Raw genomic sequence first — 24,910 nt, 5'->3', positions numbered from 1 at the left:
TTTAGCAGGATTTTATAATCTGATAACGTAGCGTGATAGGAGAGATTTTGGTTAATTTTGTAATAAATTTCTTTTATCCATCAAAAATGCTTGTTCTATTTTAAAATCTCACTGATTTAAAATGGGTTATGGCCTATTTAAATAGTGTTGATCTTTTTCATACTGCTAAGGCAGAAGATTGATTTGACAAAAAGTTAAAGCTCATCAAGGATAAAGGATAAAGGATAAATTCAATAATATAAATGAGTATAAAAATGAGTGAATTCCAGCCCCTTTATCAAGCTGATATTTTAGGCATCGGCTATGAGCAAGCCACCTTGAGCTTTCCAGATGACTATGAGGGCAAAGTTGTAGCAACCCTGATACGTAAAAAAGCAGCGCAGCCTACTCCTAAAGCGGTTTTATATATTCATGGATTTATTGATTATTTTTTCCAGACTGAAATGGCGGAACGCTTTAATCAGCAGGGTTTTGATTTTTATGCGCTGGATTTAAGAAAATATGGCCGTTCGATTCTGCCGCATCAGAACTATTATAATGTGCATGAGCTGTCTGAATATGATGCAGAAATTAGCCAGGCACTGGATATTATCGCAAGCGAGGGCCATGATGCTGCCCTGCTCTGTGGTCATTCTACCGGCGGCCTCATCACCACATTGTACGCAGCCCACCATCCCGATCATCCATTAATTCAAGCGCTGTGGGTGAATAGTCCATTTTATGACTTTAATATGAATCCGATCAAACGTGCGCTGGGTATTCCACAGCTCAGCAGACTGGCAAAAATCTTTCCCGACCTTAAATTTCCGAGTGAGTTAAATAAATGGTATGCCGCCAGTCTGCACAAGGATTTAAAAGGTGAATGGGACTTCAGTCTGGACTGGAAAAAGACCCGCTATCCAAGGGTACGGATCAGTTTTATTCGTGCCATCTATGAAGCACAAAAAGAAATTCATCGCGGCATCGAACTCGATATTCCGGTTCTGGTCATGCATTCGCATCAGACTTTATATCCCAAAAAATGGGGCAAGGCAGCGCAAACTAGTGATGTGATTTTGGGAGTTAAAGACATTCAGAAATATGCCAAAAAAATTAAAGCTGATGTCACGGTTCAAAGCATTCAGAATGGTTTACACGATCTGGTGCTTTCAGACAAATCTGTACGTGAACAGGTCTACCAGCAGCTGTTTCAATGGCTCAACAGCAAAGGATTATAATGCCGGCAAACAGGAAAGATGATTTTAGGCTCCTGTTTTCTGTTAAGTGTTTTGATTGAATAAAATAGCCCTCCTGAATGTAATCCGCAACCATCAGAAATACATGAATCCTTCGATTTTTTAAGCGCCAGTTAAATGCTTATTTCTTAGGATAAGCTTCGATTAAATATAAAATTTAATTCCTATACTTCATATTCCAAATGTTGTCTTTTGTAGCAAGCGTGTAATCAAAGCACCACCTGTCTTTTTCCCTCTTTATAGTAGAGCTGACTGCTGAAACTGTAGCATTTTCAATTGAGAAAATAGGGTCAGCGTGTACCAATAACAATCATATAAAGGAATAGATTATGCGTTATGCAGACCCCAATACTGACGGTGCAAAAATTCAATTTAAAGCCCAATACGACAACTTCATTGGCGGCGAATGGGTCGCTCCAGTTAAAGGCGAATACTTTGACAATATCTCTCCGGTAGATGGCAAAGTCTTTACCAAAGTGCCGCGCTCTTCTGTAGAAGACATCGAATTGGCCCTAGATGCAGCGCACAAGGCCAAAGCACAGTGGAATACATCCTCAGCCACCACCCGTTCCAATATCCTGCTAAAAATTGCAGATCGTCTGGAACAAAATCTGGAACTGCTGGCGGTGGCAGAAACCTGGGACAACGGCAAGCCGATCCGTGAAACCTTAGCGGCCGATATTCCGCTATGTATTGATCATTTCCGTTATTTTGCCGGCTGTATCCGCGCTCAGGAAGGCGGCATTTCCGAGATTGATGAAGATACCATTGCCTACCATTTCCATGAACCATTGGGTGTGGTGGGTCAGATCATTCCGTGGAACTTCCCGATCCTGATGGCGGCCTGGAAACTCGCACCTGCCTTGGCAGCAGGCAACTGTATCGTGCTGAAACCTGCGGAACAAACCCCGGTCAGCATTTTAGTTTTAGCTGAACTGATTCAGGACATTTTGCCGCCGGGTGTACTGAATATTGTCAATGGTTATGGTATCGAAGTCGGTCGTCCACTCGCGACCAATCCGCGCATTGCCAAGATTGCCTTTACCGGTTCAACCGCAGTCGGTCAGCAAATCATGCAATACGCCACCGAGAATATTATTCCGGTAACACTGGAACTTGGCGGAAAGTCACCGAACCTGTTCTTTGCCGACATTATGGATCAGGAAGACGATTATCTGGACAAGGCACTGGAAGGCTTTGCCATGTTTGCCCTGAATCAGGGTGAAATCTGTACCTGTCCTTCTCGTGCCTTGGTGCAGGAAAGTATTGCCGATGAGTTTCTGGCGCGTGCGGTAGAACGGGTGCAACGCATTAAAACCGGTCATCCGCTCGACACCGACACCATGATTGGTGCGCAAGCCTCACAGGAACAGCAGGACAAGATTCTGGGCTGTATTGCCACTGGCCGCGAAGAGGGTGCGCAAATTCTGACCGGTGGTGAAGCACGTCAGGAAGTGGGACAAGGTTTTTATATTGAACCGACCATTTTCAAAGGCACCAATGACATGAAAACCTTTCAGGATGAAATCTTCGGGCCGGTACTGGCGGTGGCGACATTTAAGGACTTTGATGATGCCATTAAAATCGCCAATGACACCATTTATGGTTTAGGAGCAGGTGTGTGGTCACGTTCAGCACACACCTCTTACCGTGCAGGACGCGCGATTCAAGCGGGTCGGGTCTGGACCAACTGTTATCATATTTATCCTGCACATGCGGCTTTCGGTGGCTATAAAAAATCAGGGATTGGCCGTGAGAATCACAGAATGATGCTGGATCATTATCAACAGACCAAAAACCTGCTGGTGAGTTATTCAACCAAACCGGCTGGTTTCTTCTAAGTATGAATTTTCTCAAAAGCGAACTGCAGTTCGCTTTTTTGTTTTATTCAAGTTTTTTAATATCTGGTAAATTTTTCTGCTCTTGATCCTTGACCAGCAAAATAAAAGCCTGGAAATCACAAAAACAGGAATAAAACTGTATAAAAAACAAATTAATACTTTAACTTAGAAGGACTTCGCCTAAGTTTTTCATTTTTTATGCATTTTAACTGTTCAAAAAACCTGCATAAAGCCCTGGCTTTCATTTAAAGTCGGCTTTTCATGATTCCCAAGACTGTGTATAACATTGAACCACTATAGGGAAACTAATAAGCATAGGCAAAATTGCTTAAAAAGCGTTAGACTATGTACCCAATAATGTCATGATTCGGTCTGATCAAGATCAAAAAAGAAGGTGAAGGTTGATGCCGCTCAATACTGTTGAAGAGCTTGTAGCAGATATCCGTGCAGGAAAAATGGTCATCCTGATGGATGATGAAGATCGTGAAAATGAAGGCGACTTAGTGATTGCTGCCACGCACGTACGTCCTGAAGACATCAACTTCATGATCACCCATGCACGTGGTCTGGTCTGCCTGACTTTAAGCAAAGAGCGTTGCCAGCAGTTGAATCTGCCTTTGATGGTCGATGCAAACGGTGCCCAGCATGGAACCAATTTTACCCTGTCAATTGAAGCAGCCAAAGGTATTTCTACCGGGATCTCACCGGCTGAACGTGCGCACACGATTCAAACTGCGGTGGCTGCTCATGCCAAACCGGCAGATATTGTACAGCCAGGACACATCTTCCCGCTGATGGCGCAGCCGGGTGGCGTATTGCACCGTGCCGGGCATACCGAGGCAGGTTGTGATCTTTCTCGTTTAGCAGGACTGGAACCGGCTTCGGTGATTTGTGAAATCATCAATGAAGATGGCACGATGGCGCGCCGTCCGGATCTTGAAGTTTTTGCTGAAAAGCATGGTTTGAAAATTGGCACCATTGCCGACCTGATTCATTACCGCATGACCAATGAGCAAACTGTTGAGCGTCTCGATCATCAAAAACTCGACACTGAATACGGCACATTTGATTTATATCGTTATCGTGAACTGGGCAACCCGGATATTCATTTGGCCCTGGTCAAAGGCGAGCCTAAACAAGGCGTGACCACCGTTCGTGTACATGGTTTTAATCCGACCCGTGATTTGCTCAAACTGAAAAAACAGGACGGCGAACCGGCCTGGAATTTAGACCGTGCATTAAAAGAAATTTCCAATAGTGATCGTGGTGTACTGGTCTGGATTGGGCAACGTCATTTACAGGATTTGGGTCCAGCTTTAGATACCTTAAATACACCAAAAAATGTAAAATCAAATTCTGCACTGTCTCAGCAGTATCAGACCATTGGTGTCGGTGCACAAATTTTGCGTGATCTAGGCGTTGAAAAAATGAAGCTGCTCAGCTCTCCATTGCGCTTCAATGCACTATCAGGCTTTAACTTAGAAGTGGTGGAATACATCACCGCACAACAAACATCTTAAGAAATCATCGAGGTTGCTATGGCAGTTCGCCGTATTGAAGGTATGTTACATCTCGCGAACGAAGACCGTTATGCGATTTTAGTTGGTCGTTTTAACAGCTTTGTGGTTGAACATCTGTTAGAAGGTGCCATTGATACATTGAAACGTCATGGTGTATCAGAGGATAATATCACTGTTGTTCATGCCCCTGGTGCCTGGGAACTTCCTGTAGTTGCGAAAAAACTGGCAACTTCAGATCGTTTCGATGCCATCATCGCGCTTGGCGCCGTGATTCGTGGTAGCACGCCTCACTTCGATTTCGTTGCAGGCGAATGTGCCAAAGGTTTAGGCGTGGTTGGCCTGGACACTGGCTTACCTGTCATTAACGGTGTACTCACTACGGACAGTATTGAACAAGCGATTGAACGCTCTGGAACAAAAGCAGGCAATAAAGGTAGCGAAGCTGCCCTGACTGCGATTGAAATGGTTAACTTGTTAAAGGCTATTTAACGCTATGTCGCAAACACTTCAAGCAACTTATGCAGCAAAACGTAAAGCACGTCGCTTTGCTGTACAAGGAATTTATGAATGGCAAATGAGCCACAATCCGGTGCATGAGATTGAAGCACGTACGCGTGTGGAAAATGCCATGCATAAAGTGGATCTGAGCTATTATCATGAATTGTTGACTCAAGTGGTTGCCAATCATGAAGCATTGGATGCGCTCTTAATTCCGGTACTCGATCGTGAACTTTCAGCACTGGATGGTGTTGAACTCGCAACCTTGCGTCTAGGCGCGTATGAACTCAAAGAACATCTTGAGATTCCATATCGCGTGGTTCTAGACGAAGCGATCGAGTTGGCTAAACATTTTGGCGGTGCCGACAGCCACAAATACATCAACGGTGTATTGGATCGTTTAGCGACAACTCTACGTGCAGCAGAAAAGCAACAAGCCAACTAATTAAAGTCGAATTGTTGTATGGCTGAATTTTCGATTATCGACACCTATTTCAATCGCAAGAATACGCATTCTGTCGATTTAGGCGTCGGTGACGATTCAGCCTTGCTCACCCCTCCGCCTCAGCAACAACTGGTCATCTGTGCCGATACACTGGTTGCTGGACGACACTTCCCTCTCGATACAAATCCGCATGCCATTGGCTGGAAATCGGTTGCTGTTAATCTTTCCGATATTGCCGCGATGGGTGCAAAACCGCATAGTATTCTTCTGGCATTGAGCCTACCCCAAATTGATCATGACTGGCTCAAAGGCTTTAGTCAGGGTTTATACGATTGCTGCGATCAATTTGGCGTGAGTTTAATCGGGGGTGATACCACCCAAAGTCCGCATCTCACTTTATCTGTGACAGCCTTAGGCTGGGTCGATATTGGCCAAGCGGTGCCACGCTCAGGTGCAAAACCAGGTGATCTGATCTGTGTCAGTGGAACTGTCGGCGATGCTGCTTTTGCCTTAAATCATTTAGGTCATCCGCTACAGAAACGTCTGGACTATCCGACGCCACGTTGTCAGCTCGGTGCCTCCTTAAAAGGTCTGGCACATAGCATGATTGATGTCTCGGATGGTTTGGCCCAAGATCTTGGACATATTCTCAAAGCCTCGCAAGTCGGTGCCAAGCTACAACTGGAACACTTACCGATCAGTCCTGCCCTGCAGGCCTTAAGCGAGGCACAAAAATGGCAGTATGCACTGGCCGGTGGCGACGATTATGAATTATGTTTTACAATAAGCCCGCAAAATTACGAAAAATTATTGCAAAAACAACTTGATGTTTCGATTAGTATAGTCGGCACAATTCAGCAGCAGCACGGCTTAACTTTTGAAAAAGATGGCGTAGATCATTTGCTTCAATTTAATGGGTATCAACATTTTGCATAAACCTGCGATCAATTTTAAAGCCATGTCATGGACCGACCGACTGATTGTATTTAGTGGCGTTGGCTTCGGCTCAGGACTGGTGCCTAAAGCACCGGGGACCTTTGGTTCGGCTTTTGCACTGTTATTTATCCCGATTTGGCTGCATCTTGATTTTCTAAACAGTCTTTTTGCCATTGCCATCATGTCCCTGATTGGCATATATATCTGCGGGCATACTGCCAAGGTCATGGGCGTTCATGATGATGGCCGTATTGTCTGGGATGAATTCGCCGGACAATCCATCACATTTTTACCCCTGATCTATCTCGGCCAGATGAACTTTCTCTGGCTGCTGGTCGGTTTTGCGCTATTCAGATTATTTGATATCTGGAAACCGTGGCCGATTCGGGTCATTGACCGTCAGGTCGACGGCGGTTTTGGCATCATGCTGGATGACATCATTGCTGGCCTGTGGGCGGCTCTTTGTATTTTGATTTATTTTTACTTCACCGTGGCATAAGCCATATTTAGGATTAGAACATGTCAACGACTGTTATTATTCTTGCTGCAGGTAAAGGCACGCGCATGCGTTCAAGCTTACCGAAAGTATTACAACCGCTTGCAGGACGTCCTTTACTGGGTCATGTCATTGACACAGCAAAAAAATTAAACGCAGATAATATTATTACCATTTACGGGCACGGTGGCGAGCAGGTTCAAGCTGCTTTTACAGCGCAAAAAATTAAATGGGTTGAACAGAGCGAACAGCTGGGTACCGGTCATGCCGTACAAATGACTTTACCTGTCCTGCCCCAAGACGGCGTATCGTTGATTCTTTCTGGTGATGTACCCTGTATTAACCCGCTCACCTTGCAAAAATTACTCGATGCCACTGCAGAAACTGGCATTGGTCTGGTCACGCTCACCTTGCCAGATGCCAATGGTTATGGTCGCATCGTGCGTAAAAATGGTCAGATTCAGGCCATTGTTGAACATAAAGATGCAACAAACGAGCAACGTCAGATCCAAGAAATTAATACTGGCATTTATGCGGTCAGCAATGCAAAGTTGCATCAATGGCTGCCAAATTTAAGCAATGAGAATGTTCAGGGTGAATACTATCTGACCGATATTGTGGCGATGGCTCTGGCAGATGGTATGCAGGTTGCTTCGGTAGAACCTGAACAAGCCTTTGAAGTTGAAGGCGTAAATGACCGTGTGCAACTGGCAGCATTAGAACGTCAGTTTCAGGCATGTCAGGCCAAACAGCTGATGCAGCAAGGTGTGCATCTGATTGATCCGAGCCGTTTTGATTTGCGTGGTAATTTAACTGTCGGTCAAGATGTACAGATTGATATCAACGTGATTATCGAAGGTGATTGCGAGCTGGGCGATCATGTTGAAATTGGCGCCGGCTGTATCATCAAAAATACCAAAATTGCAGCTGGGACTAAAGTGCAACCTTATAGCATTTTTGACAATGCTATCGTCGGTGAAGATACCCAGATTGGCCCTTTTGCACGACTGCGTCCGGGTGCGAAGCTTGCTGCCGAGGTGCATATCGGTAACTTTGTAGAAGTGAAAAATACCACGATTGGCGTAGGCTCTAAAGCCAACCACTTCACCTATCTCGGTGATGCTGAAATCGGTGCCGGTTCTAATATTGGTGCAGGTACCATTACCTGCAATTATGATGGTGCGAATAAATTTAAAACCATCATTGGTGATCAGGCTTTCATTGGTTCGAACAGTTCATTGGTTGCACCTGTGAAAATTGGCAATGGTGCTACAGTGGGTGCAGGCTCGACGATTACTCGTGATGTGGAAGACAACAGTTTGGCGGTAGAACGTTCTAAGCAATTTGCCAAAGAAAACTATCCACGTCCGCAAAAAATCAAGAAATAAGGGGGAATAAATATGTGTGGTATCGTCGGTGGCATTGCAGAACGTAGCATTACCAATATTTTGATTGAAGGCTTAAAACGCCTGGAATACCGGGGTTATGATTCAGCAGGTTTGGCACTCATCAACAATAGCCAGGTCCTGCGTGAACGTCGTGTCGGCAAGGTCGCGAACCTTGAACAGGCCGTAAATGAATCACAGATCAGCGGCTCACTTGGCATTGCACATACACGCTGGGCAACCCATGGCAAACCGACTGAAGAAAATGCCCATCCGCATATTTCTGAAAATGTGGCAGTGGTCCATAACGGAATCATTGAGAACTATCAAGAACTTAAAGATGATCTTGAAGCTTTGGGTTATGTCTTTACTTCACAGACCGATACAGAAGTGGTTGCACATCTGATCAATGACGCCCTGAAATCTACCCCAAGCTTAATGGAAGCTGTGCGCCAGGTAGTACCACAACTCAAAGGTGCTTATGCCCTAGGTATTGTGCATACAGATCATCCGGATGAACTGATTACCGTACGTGAAGGTTCTCCACTCGTCATTGGTGTGGGGATTGGCGAGAACTTTATCAGTTCTGACCAGCTGGCACTGCTCCCGATTACCAACCGTTTTATCTACCTGGAAGAAGGTGATATTGCGCGTTTGACCCGCAGCACGATTGAAGTTTTCGTCGATGGTCAGCTGGTCGATCGTCCGGTCAAGGAACTGGATGCTGCGGTCAGCAATGCCTCTAAAGGTGAATATAAGCACTACATGCTCAAAGAAATTTATGAGCAGCCTGAAGCGATCAAACAGACCATTTCTCAAGCCTTAAATGGCAATGACCTGCGCAAAGACTTTCTTGCCAGTGCGGAACAGGACTTCGCAAAAATCCAGCAAATCCAGATTATTGCCTGTGGTACCAGCTATCATGCCGGCATGATTGCCAAATACTGGTTTGAACAGCTGATTGATCTGCCGTGTCAGGTCGAGATTGCCAGCGAATTCCGTTATCGTACGCCAGTCATTGTGAATCACACACTCTATGTGTGTATTTCCCAATCCGGTGAGACTGCCGATACCTTGGCTGCATTACGTGATACACAGAAACGTGCGGCGGCCAAAGGGCTGGACATCACTACGATGACCATCTGTAATGTCGCTACATCATCGATGGTGCGTGAGACCCAGCATAGTCTGTTGACACTGGCAGGCCCTGAAATTGGTGTGGCATCTACCAAAGCCTTTACCACCCAGCTTGCTGCTTTAATGCTGTTGGTATTGAAAATTGGTTCGGTCAAAAATAGCATTTCTACAGAACAGATGACGAAGATCAGCACAGAACTCTGGCATTTGCCTAAAGTGATTCTGGACACTTTACGTCATGATAATGAAATTTTAGGTCTGTCTGAGCTATTTGTTGAAAAGCAGCATTGCCTGTTCCTGGGCCGTGGTACGCACTTCCCGATCGCACTGGAAGGTGCACTCAAGCTGAAAGAAATTTCCTATATTCATGCTGAAGGTTATGCTGCAGGTGAGCTAAAACATGGCCCATTGGCACTGGTCGACAATGACATGCCGGTGGTGATTCTGGCACCGCAAGATGACATGCTGGATAAGCTGAAATCCAATATGGAAGAAGTTCAGGCACGTGGTGGCGAACTCTTTGTCTTTGCCGATGAAAACAGCGGCATTAAAGCCAAAGAGCGTCAGCATGTGGTACATATTCCGGCAGTCAATGCAGTGCTGGCACCGATTGTATATAGCATCCCGGTGCAGTTACTGTCTTATCATGTGGCAGTGCTGCGTGGTACAGATGTCGATCAGCCACGTAATCTGGCAAAATCGGTTACGGTAGAATAATTAAAATTGAATCAGGGCTGGGGAACCGGCCTTTTTTCTTCTGAATGGAGAGCCTATAAATGACCAAACTGACTTGCTTCAAAGCCTATGACATTCGCGGCAAACTCGGCACCGAGCTCAATGAAGAGATTGCCTATAAAATTGGCCGTGCTTATGGACAGATTTATCAACCTAAAACGGTGGTCATTGGCTGTGACATCCGGCTCAGCAGTGAAGGTTTAAAACAGGCCACCATTCACGGTTTAAATGATGCGGGTGTCAATGTTCTGGATCTGGGCATGACCGGCACGGAAGAAGTCTATTTTGGCGCCTTCCATCTGGATGTTCAAGGTGGCATTGAAATCACGGCCAGCCATAATCCGATGGACTATAATGGCATGAAACTGGTACGTGAAAATGCCCGTCCAATCAGTGCCGATACTGGTCTTAAAGAGATTCAGGCTTTAGCAGAATCAGATGAATTTATTGACGTCAGCAATAAAGGCAATACTGAAAAATACAATATTCTGCCTGAATTTGTAAATCACCTGATGAGCTATATTGATCCGGTAAAAATCCGTCCGATGAAACTGGTCATGAATGCCGGGAATGGTGCAGCAGGCCATGTGGTCGATGCGATTGAACAAAAATTTCAACAACTCAATATTCCGGTTGAATTTATCAAGATTCATCATGAAGCTGACGGCAATTTTCCGAACGGGATTCCCAACCCGATTTTAACTGAAAACCGTGATAGCACCCGTGATGCGGTCATTCAGCATGGCGCAGATATGGGCATTGCCTGGGATGGTGACTTTGACCGCTGCTTCCTGTTCGATGAAAAAGGCCAGTTTATTGAAGGCTATTATATTGTCGGCCTTCTGGCTCAAGCGTTCTTGCTGAAGCAATCTGGCGAAAAAATTGTACATGATCCACGTCTGGTCTGGAATACACTGGATATTGTAGAGCAATACCAAGGGATCACGGTTCAGTCAAAATCAGGTCACGCCTTTATTAAAGATGTGATGCGTGAGCATAATGCGGCCTATGGTGGGGAAATGAGTGCCCATCATTATTTCCGTGACTTTGCCTATTGCGATAGCGGCATGATTCCATGGTTACTGGCGATAGTAGTACTGTCTGAAACAGGAAAATCCTTATCTTCTCTGGTGGAGGAGATGATCGCCAAGTTCCCATGCAGTGGTGAAATCAACTTTAAAGTCGCCGATACCCAAGCAACCATCCAAAAACTTTTCGATCATTATGCCGATCAGCAGCCGGAGATCGATCAGACCGATGGGGTCAGCCTTAATTTTGGTGCATGGCGTTTTAATGTGCGTGCATCGAATACTGAACCGCTATTGCGTCTAAATATTGAAAGCCGTCGTGATCATAATCCACGACCAATGCAGGACTATGTCGATGAATTGACTCAGCTGATTCAGAGTTAATCTTCACGCATACAGTACAATAAAAATGGGAGCTGTTCATCAAAAGCTCCCATTTTTATTTATATCGCTATAAAGATTTTAGCGATAACCATTCGGATTCTGCTTCTGCCAGTTCCAGCTGTCAGCGAGCATATCCTCTAAACCATACTGAGGTTGCCAGCCCAACTCTTGGACTGCACGGGTATTGTCTGCAAAACAGGTGGCCACATCGCCTTCACGACGAGGGGCTAATTCAAATGCAATCGCAACACCATTCACCTGCTCAAAAGTATCTTTAACTTGCAACACTGAAATGCCATTACCTGTACCAATATTCCAGGCACGGCAACCTTGCGCAGTTAGACGATTATTGAGGGCACATAAATGTGCATTGGCCAGATCCACTACATGAATATAATCGCGCACGCCAGTCCCATCCACCGTGTCATAATCATGACCGAAAATAGATAGCTTTTCACGACGACCGACTGCCACTTGAGTCACGAAAGGCATCAGGTTATTGGGAATACCTTGTGGATCTTCGCCAATCTGGCCACTTTTATGCGCGCCGACCGGATTAAAATAACGTAATAAGGCAATCGACCAACGTTCATCCGCCACAGACAACTTTTCTAAGAGCTGCTCCACAATCAGCTTGGTATAGCCATAGTTATTGGTCGGCATTCCGGTAGGCATTTCTTCATTTAAAGGTGAAGGATTATTTTCGCCATACACCGTTGCTGAGGAACTAAACACCAGTTTAAAAACCTGTGCGCGTTGCATGGCCTGAACCAGGCTGATTGAACCGGCAATATTATTGTCAAAATAAGCCAATGGTATTTGCTGGCTTTCTCCCACCGCTTTCAGTCCGGCAAAATGAATCACCGCATCAATTGAATTTTGTTGAAAGACCTGATCCAGTAACTGGCTATCCCGGATATCTCCTTCAACAAAGGTCAGGCTTTTCAGGGTCAACTGTTGCACCCGATTTAAAGACTCAGCTGAGCTATTGCACAGATTATCCAGCACGATCACTTCATGTCCAGCATTCAGCAATTCCACACAGGTATGTGAACCAATATAGCCTGCCCCGCCTGTGACCAAAATTTTAGCCATATTACTTTCCTAACAAAATTTTAATTAAGCCTTGGGTTGAAGCATCTAGACCATCCAGATTAGTCTGTTCGCCATTGAGTATTGGCAATAGCTGGTTGGCAATTTCCTTGCCCTTTTCTACGCCCCACTGGTCAAATGGGTTGATATTCCACAGCACCGATTGCACAAAAACTTTATGTTCATATAGAGCAATCAGCATACCCAGACTATAAGGATTCAGCTCTTGCATCAACAGCGTACTGCTCGGTTGGTTGCCTTCATACTGTTTATAGGCTGGCAAGCTCTCTAATTCTTTTGGGTCCAAAGCCTCATTACCAAAGGCCAATAAACGTGATTGCGCCAAGCAGTTAGACAGGGCCAAATGATGCTGTTCAATTAATGCTTCGGCACTGTCTGCATAGGTATATTGCTGACTGTTATAGCGCTTGACCGGCGCAATAAAGTCACAACTCACTGACTGCGTACCTTGATGGAGGAGCTGATAAAAAGCATGTTGCGCATTCGGTCCCACTTCGCCCCAAATAATCGGACAGGTATCCAGCTGAACTTTTTCACCATCACGTTGAATCGACTTACCGTTAGATTCCATTTCCAGCTGTTGCAAATAAGAAGCAAAGTATTTCAGTCGTCCATCATAAGGCAGGATGGCATGGGTCTGAATATCCAGAAAATTGTTATTCCATGCACCCAAGAGCCCCATCAACACCGGAATATTGCGCTCAAAAGGCTGATACTGAAAATGCTGATCGACCGCATAGGCACCGGCCAGCAGCTGCTTAAAACCTTCAATGCCGATACTCAGTGCAATCGGCAATCCGATACAGGACCACAGTGAATAGCGACCACCGACCCAGTCCCACAACAGTAGCTGGTTTTCCGGAGCGATTCCCCAGGCCGTCATTTTCTCCGGCTTGGTAGAAACTCCAATAAAATGATGCTTCAGAATATAGGGATGCTGACCCAAGGCCTTTTCTAACCACAAGCGTACTGTCTGGGCATTGGTCAGAGTATCAATCGTGCCAAATGATTTGGACGAAATAATAAATAGCGTGGTTTCCGGACGCAGTTGATGCAACAACTCGGACAGCTGACTGCCATCCATGGTCGAGACGAAATGCACATTGAGTGGCTGGGCAGACTGGTATTTAAAATCCGATAAGGCATGGGTGACCATTAGAGGGCCAAGATCTGATCCGCCCACGCCAATATTGACCACATCCTGAATCACTTCCCCGGTGGCACCACGACGCTGCCCGGCATGAATTTGCTCGACCAAGGCATACATGCGCTCAAGTTGAGCATGCACATCAGCGGCCAGATCCGTATGCTGCTGATCCTGGACTGGCAAGCGTAATGCCCAATGCATGGCAGCACGTTGCTCGGTATAATTAATGTCCTGATTTGAAAATAAAGACCCGATCCAGGATCTTAAGTTTTGTGCATCTGCCCATTCAATCAGGTCCTCCATCACCGTGTTATCAATTCTGTGTTTACTATAATCGAAGACCAGCTGTTCAAACTGAATTGAATATTTGTTAAAACGCTGGGGGTCTGCGGCAAACAGTTCTCGTAGATGCACCGCATCAAATTGTTCTTTGCTCGAGGCGAGTTTTTGACACACAGTTTCAGTATTTAGATCTGGTTTAAGCTGACTTAACATTAACGTCCCACCCCAATATAATTAAAACCACGCGCCTTGATATAGGCCGGATCATACAGATTACGACCATCCAAAATCAGGGGATGCTGCATCAGTTTAATGAGGTGTGGATAATCTGGACTACCATACTGCTTCCAGGCAGTCATCAAACATAAGGCATCTGCCCCCTCAACTGCCTGATATTGATCTTCACACAGTATTAGATCCTGCCGTGTCCCATAGACTTTTTTAATATTGGCCAATGCTTGCGGATCATGCAGTTTGACCGTCACCCCTTGCGCCCATAATGCAGTGAGCATGGCATGCACTGGAGATTGCTGGATGCTCGGGGTATTTTCCTTAAAGGCTGCGCCCCAAATCGCCACCACTTTTCCCTGTAAATCGCCACGGAAATAATTCCAGAGCTTGCGGAACAGTAATTCTTTTTGTTGTTCGTTAATCTCCCAGACCTGTTCCAGCAACTGGTTTTTTACCCCTGAATCTGCTACTGCATGCGTTAAGGTGCGGATATCATGCGAGAAGTTCTCTCCACCAAAACCGACGCCCGGAAACAAATAGGCGGAACCAATCCGGTTATCCGCCGCCATGCCTTGACGCACCTGTTCAATATCGATCCCGAGTTTTTCTGCCACGCTGGCCAGATCATTCATATAACTGATCCGGGTGGCCAGCATGCCGGAAATACTGAGTTTGGTAAATTCGGCATCCAGTACCGGCATAAACAGATACTGCTGCGCACGCGGAAACAAGGGGCGTAACAGCTCTCTGATTTTAGCCTGTGCATCTGCATGATCACAGCCCACGATCAGCTGGCTGGCCTGAACAAAACTACGCAGGGCATTACCTTCCTGAATAATATCGGGCAGATAAATCCAGTCATCATTCGGCAGCAGTTGTTGAAAACGTTGGGTGCCATGCAAGCCAAAGGTCGAAGCATTAATCATCAGCTTCGGATGAGCAAAACAGGCATGCCGAATGGTATCCAGCATCTGAAATGCCTGCTGCTCTTCGGTGGCGTTAAAACTAAAGAAAAAAACATCCTGATTAAAATCCAGATGCTGAAAATCACAACAGTTTAAAAAACCAGATTTTTCCTGTTTGTGCAGCAATGACTGCAAGGATTCATCCTGAAAATAAGTCCGGGCCGGCTCATCTGCACTGAAGCTGTTACACCACACCACCTGATGACCACATTCAGATAAAAGGGCCGAAATGACCCCGGAAAATAAGGTTTTCCCCAGTACTGCGACTTTCATAGTATTCCTTGGTTATTATTTTTTATTATAAAGCGAGTTCTTGGATCAACGCTTTAAACTCGCGACCAAGCTTGGGATGATCAATCCCATAATGTAATACAGCTTTAAGATAGCCAAGTTTGTTGCCACAGTCAAAAGTTTGACCTTTCATACGATAAGCTTCCACTGCTTCAGTCTGCTGTAACATGGCAATCGCATCGGTGAGCTGAATTTCATTTCCAGCACCTCGTGGTGTCTGTTCCAGAAGCTGCATGATTTTTGCCGGCAGGATATAACGCCCGACCACAGACAGATTCGATGGTGCGGTGCCGACTGCCGGTTTTTCAACAATCCCTTGCATGACAATGCTTTCGCCTTCGGCCGGAGATGCGGCCACATCGACAATCCCATATTGATCCACCAGATGTTCAGGCACCGCTTCAACCATGATTTGTGCTGCTTGAGACGCGTCATAACGCTGAATCATGCGAGACAAATCATTTTCTGGATCCTGATCTTTGACCAGCACATCTGGCAATAATACCGCAAAATCTTCATCGCCAATCACGGCTTTGGCACACAGTACCGCATGGCCCAAGCCCAAAGGCTGCGGTTGACGTACACTCATGATACTTACACCGCTAGGCAGAATTTCAGTAATTTCTTTGAGTAAATCGGTTTTGTTTTTTTGCTCAAGCGTGGTTTCAAGTTCAAAATTACGATCGAAGTAATTTTCAATCGATGCTTTTGAAGAATGAGTCACCAAAATAATTTGTTCAATTCCGGCGGCTACCGCTTCACGGACCACATATTCAATCGCCGGACGATCGACCACAGTGACCATTTCTTTGGGAATCGATTTGCTGGCCGGTAAAAAACGTGTACCGAGGCCGGCCACAGGAAGAATTGCTTTCTTAATCATATCTATAAATAACCTAGTTCACTTGAATGTCATTACCACGGACATAACCATCGACATAGTATTCCAGCTGCGCCAATGCCCATTCAATATCGGATTGGGTCGCTGAAAGTTCATGCATCCGTTTAAAGACCTCCAGGATTTCTGCCAATGGATAATGCTTCTCGACTGATCTCAAAATACGCTTATGCGAGGTAATTTCTGTATTTTCTTCATCAATCAGCAGTTCTTCATACAGCTTTTCACCCGGACGTAAGCCGGTATATTGAATTTCAATATCGCCATTTGGATTTTTTTCTTCACGGACTTTGAGTCCACTGAGTGAAATCATTTGTCGTGCCAGATCCTGAATCCGTACCGGTTCGCCCATATCCAGCAAGAACACATCTCCGCCGGTACCGAGGGCACCAGCCTGAATCACCAGCTGCGAGGCTTCCGGAATGGTCATAAAGAAACGGGTCACTTCGGGATCAGTCACCGTAATTGGCCCACCCTTGGCAATCTGCTGTTTAAACAGCGGTACCACCGAGCCTGAAGAACCCAGTACATTACCAAAGCGGACAATACTGATCTGGGTCTGGTCCTGAGCTTCTGCCATGGCCTGACAATAAAGCTCTGCCATCCGCTTGGTCGCACCCATCACGTTGGTTGGACGTACCGCTTTATCGGTTGAAATCAGTACAAAGGTTTCGACGCCTTTTTTCACCGCCGCATTCACACTAAAGGCGGTTCCAACAGCATTGTTTTTCAAACCTGCCAGCGGATTACACTCCACCAGCGGGACATGTTTATAGGCGGCAGCATGATAAACAGTCTGTACGCCATATTGTTCAATCACCCGTTCTAACTTACGTTCGTCGAGAACTGAACCTAAAATCGGAATAATTTCACAGCTTGCAGTGAGGCGTAACTCTTTTTCAATACTATAGAGCGCAAATTCAGTCAGTTCATAAATGATAATTTTGGCCGGCTGGTTTTTAATGATCTGGCGGCAGAGTTCTGAACCAATCGAACCGCCCGCACCAGTGACCATCACCATTTTATCTTTAATGTTTCTGGCCAGCAGCTCCGGCACTGGCGGCACCGGGTCACGCCCCAGCAAGTCGATAATATCCACTTCCTGAATATCAGAAATTCGAATTTCACCATCCACTAGTTTGGTCAGCCCTGGAATCTCGGTAATTTTTAAATGTGCCGGTTCTAAAAACTTGATGATTTCACTTTTACGCACCCGGCCTACAGAAGGCAAGGCAATCAGGATTTCATCAATTTTTTTCTTAGCCATCACATTTAAAGCGGTCTGGGCATCATAGACTTTGAGTCGGCCCAGCTGCTGTCCGCTTAACGAGCGTTTATCGTCAATAAACATGACCGGCAAATGCTCATTGGAACGATACAGTGCAGCAGCGACCTGTTGGCCTGCATTACCCGCGCCATAAATCGCAATACGTTTTTTCTGTACGTCAGCCTGCAAGTAGGAACGGATAATAAAACGGATGATGCCCCGGCTAAACCAGATCCAGGCAAACATCATAAAGCCGAACATCAGCGGAATAGAAGTCGGAATAAAGGCCGGGGTAAAATAAGCCAGGGCATACAGGCCAGCGACCGTCAATGCCGTCGCCAGCCCCATTTTAATCATAAACACTTCATTATACGTACGGACAATAAAGCGATAAACCCCACATACGAATAGGGATACGACTGCAATTAAACTGACCCAAAGCGCACCAAAAGCCAGATTCGGTACCACTTCTGCGCCTAAATCGAATCGGCGAATGGCATAACATAGCCAGATCAAGACAGGAAAAGCACAAAAATCCAGAATAATTAAAAATGCAAGTTTGGCGGCTCGTGGTGATTCTACGAAAGGCGTAATGATCGATTTCACTGGATGCGTTGTCTCAATTTTAATAAATTTTTAATAAGTCACAATGCGATGAGCAACTTAAAAACATATTCTATATCAGTTAAATGCACCGAACACGGTGCACTTATATTCTAAAAGTTTAAGCAACTATTCTATGAATGACCTGTTGAATTGCGGTGACTGTTTTGTTAATACTTTCATCACTTAAAGTAGGATGAACTAAAAACATCAGACTGGTTTCACCGAGTTTTTGCGCATTCGGCAAACGCTGAGCCGGACGCCATGGCGTATCATCAAAAGCATGCTCGAGATAAACTTCTGAACAGGAGCCACTGAAACAAGGCACATTCTGCGCACTGATGTCCTGCATGATCCGGTCACGTGACCAGCCTTCAGGCAAAGCATCGATATTGACCTGCACATAACATTTATAGGCAGCATGCACATAATCATCGGATGGACGATGGACGCTAAAATATGGACTGTCTGCAAATGCCGCATAAATCTTTTCCATATTGGCAAGGCGTTTTGCAGTCCATTCCGGCATTTTTTTCAGCTGAATACGGCCGATCACACCCTGCATTTCCATCATGCGCCAGTTGGTGCCAAAGGAGTCATGCAGCCAGCGGAAACCCGGTGGATGCTGCTTGTTATAGATGCTGTCAAAGTTCTTGCCATGATCTTTATAGGACCACATCTTTTTCCACAGGGTTTCGTCATTGGTGGTCACCATGCCGCCTTCACCACCTGTCGTCATAATCTTGTCCTGACAGAAGGACCAGGCCGCAACATGACCGATTGAACCGGCAGATTTACCTTTATATTTTGCTCCATGTGCCTGCGCACAGTCTTCGATTACATACAGGCCTTTATCGGAAGCCAGCTGCATGATCGGGTCCATGTCACACATCCAGCCTGCCAGATGCACACAGATAATGGCCTTGGTATTGGGTGTGATCACCGCTTCAATGGTACGGCGGGAGATATTCTGGGAGTCTAGTTCGACATCAGCAAAGACCGGGTTTGCCCCAGCTGTTACAATGGAGCTGGCCGAGGCCAGAAAGGTACGTGAAGTGACAATCACATCATCCCCTGCGCCAATACCTAATGCCTTGAGCGCAACATCTAGCGCTACAGTTCCATTGGCCAATGCCACGGCATACCGGGTTTCTGCAAACCGGGCAAATTCTTTTTCGAACTCACGGCACTCTTGCCCGGTCCAGTAGTTGACTTTATTCGACAACAAAACCTGGGAAACCGCATCCGCTTCTTCCTGAGTAAAACTTGGCCATGGTTGAAATGCAGTGTTTAACATGATGTTTCCTGAATTTTTAAAATTAAAAAACTTATTTTTTCTCTAAGATCCGTGCCGGATTGCCAACTACGGTTACGCCCGGTGGAACACTCTTGGTGACCACAGCACCCATCCCGACCACTGCCCCTTTACCAATCACCAATGGTTTTTCTGGCGTTCCTTGTTTAATCACCGCCCCACTACCAATATAGGCATGATCTTCGATATAAACATTTCCATTACAACGCGCTCCAGTTGCTATAGTAACGTAATCACCAATTTTACAATCATGGGAGATCGAACTATGAAATCCAATATGACAAAAATTCCCTAATTGAACATTAGAACTAATGACCGTAAAAGGACTCAAGATTAAAGCCATGTCCGATTTAACATTAGATAAAGCTAAACCTTGATGGGAAATGATAGAAAAAACTTTCAAACCATCAGACAATATTTGCTGTGCAATTTTTTGACGAATACTACTGTTCGCAATGGTAATGTTAATATATTTTTTTTTGCAATTTAGCGTTAAAAATTCAGAATAAGAAATAACTCTATCACCATTAATAGATTCTTGCTCTATATTATCATCAACATAACAGAAGAAAATGTCCTTTTGTTGTTTATCTAAAAACTGCATTTTAAAGAAGCTTAGTACTTGCTGACCAAAACCTCCTGCACCATATACAGCATATACGATATTCATTTTTCTTTATTACCAGTAAATTTTGTCATTGTTACTTCTTCAGATTGGTTAATACCTTCTTTAATTAACACTTTTTTGACTGTCTGGATCATAATTTTAAAATCTAACCAAATCGACTGATTTTCGACATACCAAGTATCCAGCTTGAATTTTTCTTCCCAGCCAATGGAATTGCGGCCATTGACCTGCGCATGACCTGTCATGCCTGGACGGACATTATGGCGTTTAGCCTGTTCGGGGCTATAAAGAGGTAAATATTCCATGAGTAGTGGGCGTGGTCCAACAATGCTCATATCGCCCTTAATGACGTTCCATAATTCTGGCATTTCATCCAAACTACTAGAACGCAGCATTTTGCCAAACGGAGTTAATCGCTCACGGTCTGGTAAAGAGTTGCCTTGTGCATCTACCGCATCTTTCATACTACGAAATTTAATCATTTCAAAAGGTTTGCCGTGTAAACCCGGGCGCACCTGACGAAATAACACAGGTGAGCCTAGATTTTTTTTCACTTTATGTGCCACATAAAAATACAAGGGTGACAGTAAAATTAGGGCAATAGAGGCAATAATAATATCGAGGAGGCGTTTTAACATTTATAAACCTAGCATATTCACTAAACGTTGATTTACTTTTTCTGCATCAAATTTTTCAAGAGCTATTTTATAGCTTTCGGCACCCATTAATTGAATTTGTTCTGGGTTCTCAATGAAATAAATCATTTTTTCTGCCAAAGCTTCAGGATTCCATTTTGGCACAATAAAACCATTTTTCGTGTTAATTACTGTTTCTCTACAACCTGGCACATCTGTTGTAATAATTGCACGTCCTGTCGCCATTGCTTCTTGGGTACTTCGTGGCACTCCCTCACGATACGAGGGCAATACAAATACATGACAGTCAGCAATCCAGTCTTTGATATTACTCACATGACCAGGGTATTGAATAATATTAGAGGAAATTAAAGTATCTAAGTCTGATTGTTGTAAAGCGCCTAAATTATGATGGTCTATTGCACCAAGCACTGTAAACTCTGTATCGGGATATATTTTCTTTACCAGTTTTGCTGCCTGAACAAATTCATGTATGCCTTTTTCTTTCAATAAACGACCAATAAATAAAAATTTAAGGGTCAAATGAATATTACTCAATGGTTGATATGGATAGTCTTGTAAGTTTAAGCCAATCCCACCCAAAACTTCTATATTTTTGACATTTATAGTATATTTCTCAATCAAATCTTTAGGGTCATCAGGATTTAAAAAAATAAGCTGATCAAGTTGTGGTAATGCTATTTTATATAAAAAAACCTGTATTTTCTTTATAAGTTGAGTCTTCTTACTCAAGCCTTCTGGTTGCTCCGTAAATGTATAGCCTAAACCTTCGAGCATACCTATCACACGTGGTACTTGAGCTAATTTGGCAGCTAAAGTACCAAAAATGACGGGCTTAGAAAAATAAGAAAAGACTATATCAGGATTAATTGTTTTAATTTTTTTTGAGAGCCGATATGTTGCAACTATATCTGCGAGTGGGTTTAGTCCACCACGGTTGAGCGTATATGTAATTGGTGTAGCACCCAACTTTTCTATTTTTTTTAGGTCTTCTGCCGTATATTCCGAGGTAAAGGCATAAACTTGATGACCTTTTTTTAACAGTGTATGAATTAAATCTGCACGAAAACCATAGAAGCTAGATGCGACTGTGCCAATTAAGATAATTTTTTTATTTAGCTTCATATAAAGCCAACCATTTTTTTACACTTGCTTCTAAAGAAAATAATTCTTCCACACGTTGTCGTGCTTTTAAGTTATTTTCTTGTATCTCTAAAGGTGTTTTACTCACTGCTTTTTCTATTGCTTTGGCTAGCGCCTCACTATCTTGAGGAGGAACTAAAAGTCCTGTATCACCCATGACTTCAGCCACGCCACCACTATTTGTCGCAATAACAAAAGCGCCACATGCCATTGCTTCTGCAACAACTAAACCAAAACCTTCATAAGCTGATGGTAAAATAAAAAAATGAGCTTGATTCATCAATTCTGGTATATCTGATCTAATACCTAATAGTGTTACATTATCAGAAATATTTAAAATTTTTATAAGTTGCTCTAATTCTGATCGTAGCTCTCCATCACCAGCGATATAAAACTTAATTTTTTCGATGAGATTATTATCTTTTAAGATTTTTATCGCTCTAAATAAATTAGGATAATCTTTTTGTTCATTAAACCGACCTACCGATAAAACCATTATTTCATCATTTTTTTTTGCTGTTCTAAATGATTTAAATTTACTTAAATCGATTCCATTATACACGGTGGTTAAATTATTTTTATTAAATGCACCTTTACTAATTAAAGACTCTGTCGCTTCTTGACTCACATTACTATTAAAATCAGATAAAAAATTTGTTAATCGATAGGCAATCATTCTGAGCCTTCCACCCTCATTAGAATTATGAGCCGTACAAATTAACTTTGGTATCGCACAGCCAATACGATTTAAACGCGTAAAAATATTAGCATGTACCATATGTGCATGTACAACATCAGGTTGAAAATCTTGAATCAGTTTTTTATATTTCTTCGATGCTAAATATAGCCCATAGAAATTATTCAAATCTAAAGGTATTATATCCACATTAATATTTTTAGGGCGTACTACTACTTTACCTGTTAAATAGGCAATTTTGACTTGGTGGCCTAAAGTAGACATTTGATCTGCCAAATCAGCCACCACCTTTTCGGCTCCGCCTAACCCCAAACCAGTAATGACATATAAAATCCTCATCAAATTACCTCATAATTCTATAAAAATAACATTGTAAAGCACGAATAATCATTTTTAGTTTATTTTTAAAACTTACTTCACGAAAAATCTGATCCTTATAATAAACTAAAAAACCATTTGGGTTACATTTTAGCTGGCTTTTAAAATTAGCAGACAAACCATCAGGTAAATACTCACATAAATAAACAATCTTATTTAAATAAACATATACAGGATATATATCAGTGATTTTATTCCAAATAAACAACTCTGGAACAAATTTTTCATTATTAAAATTAGGAAACTTATTAATAAGCATATACTCTTTTTTAAAACAATATGCCATATCAACTTGAAAAATATTTTTAATGTCTGTAGCACTACAAAATATAAATTCTAAATTCTCAGCTTGAATAGCCTTACCTAAAGCAACACCTTTTAAATCACCTTTACGAAAACATAATCCAGAAAAATCAGATCCCTTATACTCATGAAATTTTATCCTACTAACAATAGTAGTAATACTATCCTCAGTTAAAATATCATCACTATCTACAGGAAAAACATATTCACGTGTAGCATTTTCTAAACCATTATTTAAAGCAGATGGTTTACCTTGGTTTTCCTGAAAAATATATTTAATATTTAGTTTTTTCTCCCTTATAAAATCATTAACAACTTTTATCGTTTCATCAACACTTCCATCATCTACTATAATCCACTCAAAATCTTTACAACTTTGTTTTAAAAGTGAATCAAAAAGACGTACTAAAGTAGATGCTCTATTAAATGTAGGGGTAATTATACTAATCATTTATTAAACAATCTCTGCAATATAGTTTTTACTAACAGTTTCATCTTATCCCCTCCAAATGTTAAAGGACTGAATAAAATATAAAAAAATCTCATTATCCTATATTTCTTATGAGAATAAGAGAAATATATTTTAAACACATTCCTGTTATACTCACTCATATATTCTTTATAATAATTATAAAAATCAAGTTTAGCTTTATAGTGCTCTTTAGATATTACAAAACCTACATTATTAAACAGTCTTCCAAATTTATTTTTTTTAAAATCTTTATTTCCAGTAACTGCTTGTGAATGCTGACGATATAGCATCAGTTGCTCTGGTATAAATTTAACTCGCCCGAAAGTGTGTGCCATTAAAGATACAAGATCATCATGATGATATACATAACCATTATATGAATTAATCATTTCAACCAGTTTTCTATTCATCATAATAGAACATCCTTGATATCCACTATTAAAAAAAATAAAATCCTCTAAGTCTTTTGCATGTGCAGTAGAAATACTCTCTTGATTTATATTTCCATTCTCACTCCAAGAGTAACCATCACAATAAACTAGTACTGGCTGATCAACAGAATCTATTTCTAATATAGCTTTATAAAGCTTTTCAAGCTTGCTTTCTAACCAAATATCATCTTGGTCACAAAAGATTGCATAATCAGCCGATGAACTCTTTAAAGTATGTAAAAAATTTTTTCCTGCTTTAAGGCCTTTAACCTGATCATCAATTAATTTTATACGATTATCAATCGCTATATATTTTTCAATGATCTCTAATGTTTGATCAGTTGAGCCATCATCATGAATATATAAGGTCCAATTCTTATAGGTTTGTTGCATTAATGACAATATCTGATTTTCAATATACTTATCGCCATTATAAGTAGCCATAATGAT

Annotated in this window: 22 protein-coding genes; 10 read left to right on the top strand and 12 right to left on the bottom strand. The window is 42.9% G+C overall.

Going from position 1 to position 24,910, the window contains the following annotated elements; genetic code table 11:
- Nucleotides 1-254 precede the first annotated feature (254 nt).
- From FTU40_RS07950 to FTU40_RS07905, 10 genes are all read left to right on the top strand, one after another.
- A complete protein-coding gene (locus tag FTU40_RS07950) occupies nt 255-1,217 on the top strand; it encodes an alpha/beta hydrolase (RefSeq protein ID WP_180040441.1) in 963 nt (320 codons plus the stop codon).
- 347 nt (nt 1,218-1,564) lie between these two features.
- Nucleotides 1,565-3,076 carry an aldehyde dehydrogenase family protein gene (locus FTU40_RS07945; protein ID WP_005094691.1) on the top strand — a complete coding sequence of 504 codons (1,512 nt, stop codon included), beginning with the start codon at nt 1,565-1,567 and terminating at the stop codon, nt 3,074-3,076.
- 404 nt (nt 3,077-3,480) lie between these two features.
- Complete coding sequence (ribBA, locus tag FTU40_RS07940; RefSeq protein WP_004728811.1) at nt 3,481-4,596, top strand: bifunctional 3,4-dihydroxy-2-butanone-4-phosphate synthase/GTP cyclohydrolase II; 1,116 nt, start codon at nt 3,481-3,483, stop codon at nt 4,594-4,596.
- An 18-nt stretch (nt 4,597-4,614) separates the two neighbouring features.
- Complete coding sequence (ribE, locus tag FTU40_RS07935; protein WP_044109358.1) at nt 4,615-5,085, top strand: 6,7-dimethyl-8-ribityllumazine synthase; 471 nt, start codon at nt 4,615-4,617, stop codon at nt 5,083-5,085.
- A 4-nt stretch (nt 5,086-5,089) separates the two neighbouring features.
- Nucleotides 5,090-5,539 carry a transcription antitermination factor NusB gene (gene nusB / locus FTU40_RS07930; RefSeq protein ID WP_004728813.1) on the top strand — a complete coding sequence of 150 codons (450 nt, stop codon included), beginning with the start codon at nt 5,090-5,092 and terminating at the stop codon, nt 5,537-5,539.
- A gap of 18 nt (nt 5,540-5,557) precedes the next feature.
- Nucleotides 5,558-6,475, top strand: coding sequence for a thiamine-phosphate kinase (gene thiL, locus FTU40_RS07925; protein ID WP_180040439.1), 918 nt, complete (start codon nt 5,558-5,560; stop codon nt 6,473-6,475).
- Nucleotides 6,453-6,974, top strand: coding sequence for a phosphatidylglycerophosphatase A (locus FTU40_RS07920; protein WP_100357692.1), 522 nt, complete (start codon nt 6,453-6,455; stop codon nt 6,972-6,974). Before thiL ends, FTU40_RS07920 begins: the two co-directional genes overlap by 23 nt.
- 20 nt (nt 6,975-6,994) lie before the next feature.
- A complete protein-coding gene (glmU, locus tag FTU40_RS07915; RefSeq protein ID WP_180040437.1) occupies nt 6,995-8,359 on the top strand; it encodes a bifunctional UDP-N-acetylglucosamine diphosphorylase/glucosamine-1-phosphate N-acetyltransferase GlmU in 1,365 nt (454 codons plus the stop codon).
- 12 nt (nt 8,360-8,371) lie between these two features.
- Entirely contained in the window at nt 8,372-10,210 is a 1,839-nt protein-coding gene (gene glmS / locus FTU40_RS07910) for a glutamine--fructose-6-phosphate transaminase (isomerizing) (protein ID WP_180040435.1), read from the top strand.
- Nucleotides 10,211-10,269: 59 nt separating this feature from the next.
- Complete coding sequence (locus FTU40_RS07905; RefSeq protein WP_180040433.1) at nt 10,270-11,640, top strand: phosphomannomutase CpsG; 1,371 nt, start codon at nt 10,270-10,272, stop codon at nt 11,638-11,640.
- Nucleotides 11,641-11,718: 78 nt separating this feature from the next.
- On the opposite strand, the gene galE is transcribed toward FTU40_RS07905, so the two are convergent.
- The 12 genes from galE to FTU40_RS07845 form a co-directional block, all read right to left on the bottom strand.
- The gene (galE, locus tag FTU40_RS07900) at nt 11,719-12,735 is read right to left on the bottom strand and encodes a UDP-glucose 4-epimerase GalE (protein ID WP_180040431.1); all 1,017 of its coding nucleotides are present in this window, start codon (nt 12,733-12,735) and stop codon (nt 11,719-11,721) included.
- 1 nt (nt 12,736) lies between these two features.
- A complete protein-coding gene (pgi, locus tag FTU40_RS07895) occupies nt 12,737-14,395 on the bottom strand; it encodes a glucose-6-phosphate isomerase (protein ID WP_180040429.1) in 1,659 nt (552 codons plus the stop codon).
- The gene (locus FTU40_RS07890) at nt 14,395-15,651 is read right to left on the bottom strand and encodes a nucleotide sugar dehydrogenase (protein WP_180040427.1); all 1,257 of its coding nucleotides are present in this window, start codon (nt 15,649-15,651) and stop codon (nt 14,395-14,397) included. Before FTU40_RS07890 ends, pgi begins: the two co-directional genes overlap by 1 nt.
- Before the next feature lie 25 nt (nt 15,652-15,676).
- A complete protein-coding gene (gene galU, locus FTU40_RS07885; protein WP_180040425.1) occupies nt 15,677-16,552 on the bottom strand; it encodes a UTP--glucose-1-phosphate uridylyltransferase GalU in 876 nt (291 codons plus the stop codon).
- A gap of 13 nt (nt 16,553-16,565) precedes the next feature.
- On the bottom strand, nt 16,566-18,440 hold the full coding sequence (locus tag FTU40_RS07880) for a nucleoside-diphosphate sugar epimerase/dehydratase (RefSeq protein ID WP_180040423.1): 1,875 nt from the start codon (nt 18,438-18,440) through the stop codon (nt 16,566-16,568).
- Between the two features lie 118 nt (nt 18,441-18,558).
- On the bottom strand, nt 18,559-19,734 hold the full coding sequence (locus FTU40_RS07875; protein WP_180040421.1) for a DegT/DnrJ/EryC1/StrS aminotransferase family protein: 1,176 nt from the start codon (nt 19,732-19,734) through the stop codon (nt 18,559-18,561).
- A 31-nt stretch (nt 19,735-19,765) separates the two neighbouring features.
- On the bottom strand, nt 19,766-20,422 hold the full coding sequence (locus FTU40_RS07870; protein WP_180040419.1) for a NeuD/PglB/VioB family sugar acetyltransferase: 657 nt from the start codon (nt 20,420-20,422) through the stop codon (nt 19,766-19,768).
- Nucleotides 20,419-21,018, bottom strand: coding sequence for a sugar transferase (locus FTU40_RS07865; protein ID WP_180040417.1), 600 nt, complete (start codon nt 21,016-21,018; stop codon nt 20,419-20,421). The genes FTU40_RS07870 and FTU40_RS07865 overlap by 4 nt, the downstream gene beginning before the upstream one ends.
- Nucleotides 21,019-22,161: a glycosyltransferase family 4 protein gene (locus tag FTU40_RS07860; protein WP_180040415.1), complete on the bottom strand. Its 1,143-nt coding sequence runs from the start codon at nt 22,159-22,161 to the stop codon at nt 21,019-21,021.
- A complete protein-coding gene (locus FTU40_RS07855) occupies nt 22,148-23,215 on the bottom strand; it encodes a glycosyltransferase (protein ID WP_180040413.1) in 1,068 nt (355 codons plus the stop codon). Before FTU40_RS07855 ends, FTU40_RS07860 begins: the two co-directional genes overlap by 14 nt.
- A 4-nt stretch (nt 23,216-23,219) precedes the next feature.
- Entirely contained in the window at nt 23,220-24,008 is a 789-nt protein-coding gene (locus tag FTU40_RS07850; protein ID WP_180040411.1) for a glycosyltransferase family 2 protein, read from the bottom strand.
- A complete protein-coding gene (locus FTU40_RS07845; protein WP_180040409.1) occupies nt 24,005-24,904 on the bottom strand; it encodes a glycosyltransferase family 2 protein in 900 nt (299 codons plus the stop codon). The genes FTU40_RS07850 and FTU40_RS07845 overlap by 4 nt, the downstream gene beginning before the upstream one ends.
- Between the last annotated feature and the right edge of the window lie 6 nt (nt 24,905-24,910).

Source organism: Acinetobacter sp. YH12100 (assembly GCF_013419135.1).
GTDB classification, from domain to species: Bacteria; Pseudomonadota; Gammaproteobacteria; order Pseudomonadales; family Moraxellaceae; genus Acinetobacter; species Acinetobacter pseudolwoffii.
The sequence above is the reverse complement of the archived record's forward strand: the minus strand, read 5'-3'. Positions and strand labels throughout refer to the sequence as shown.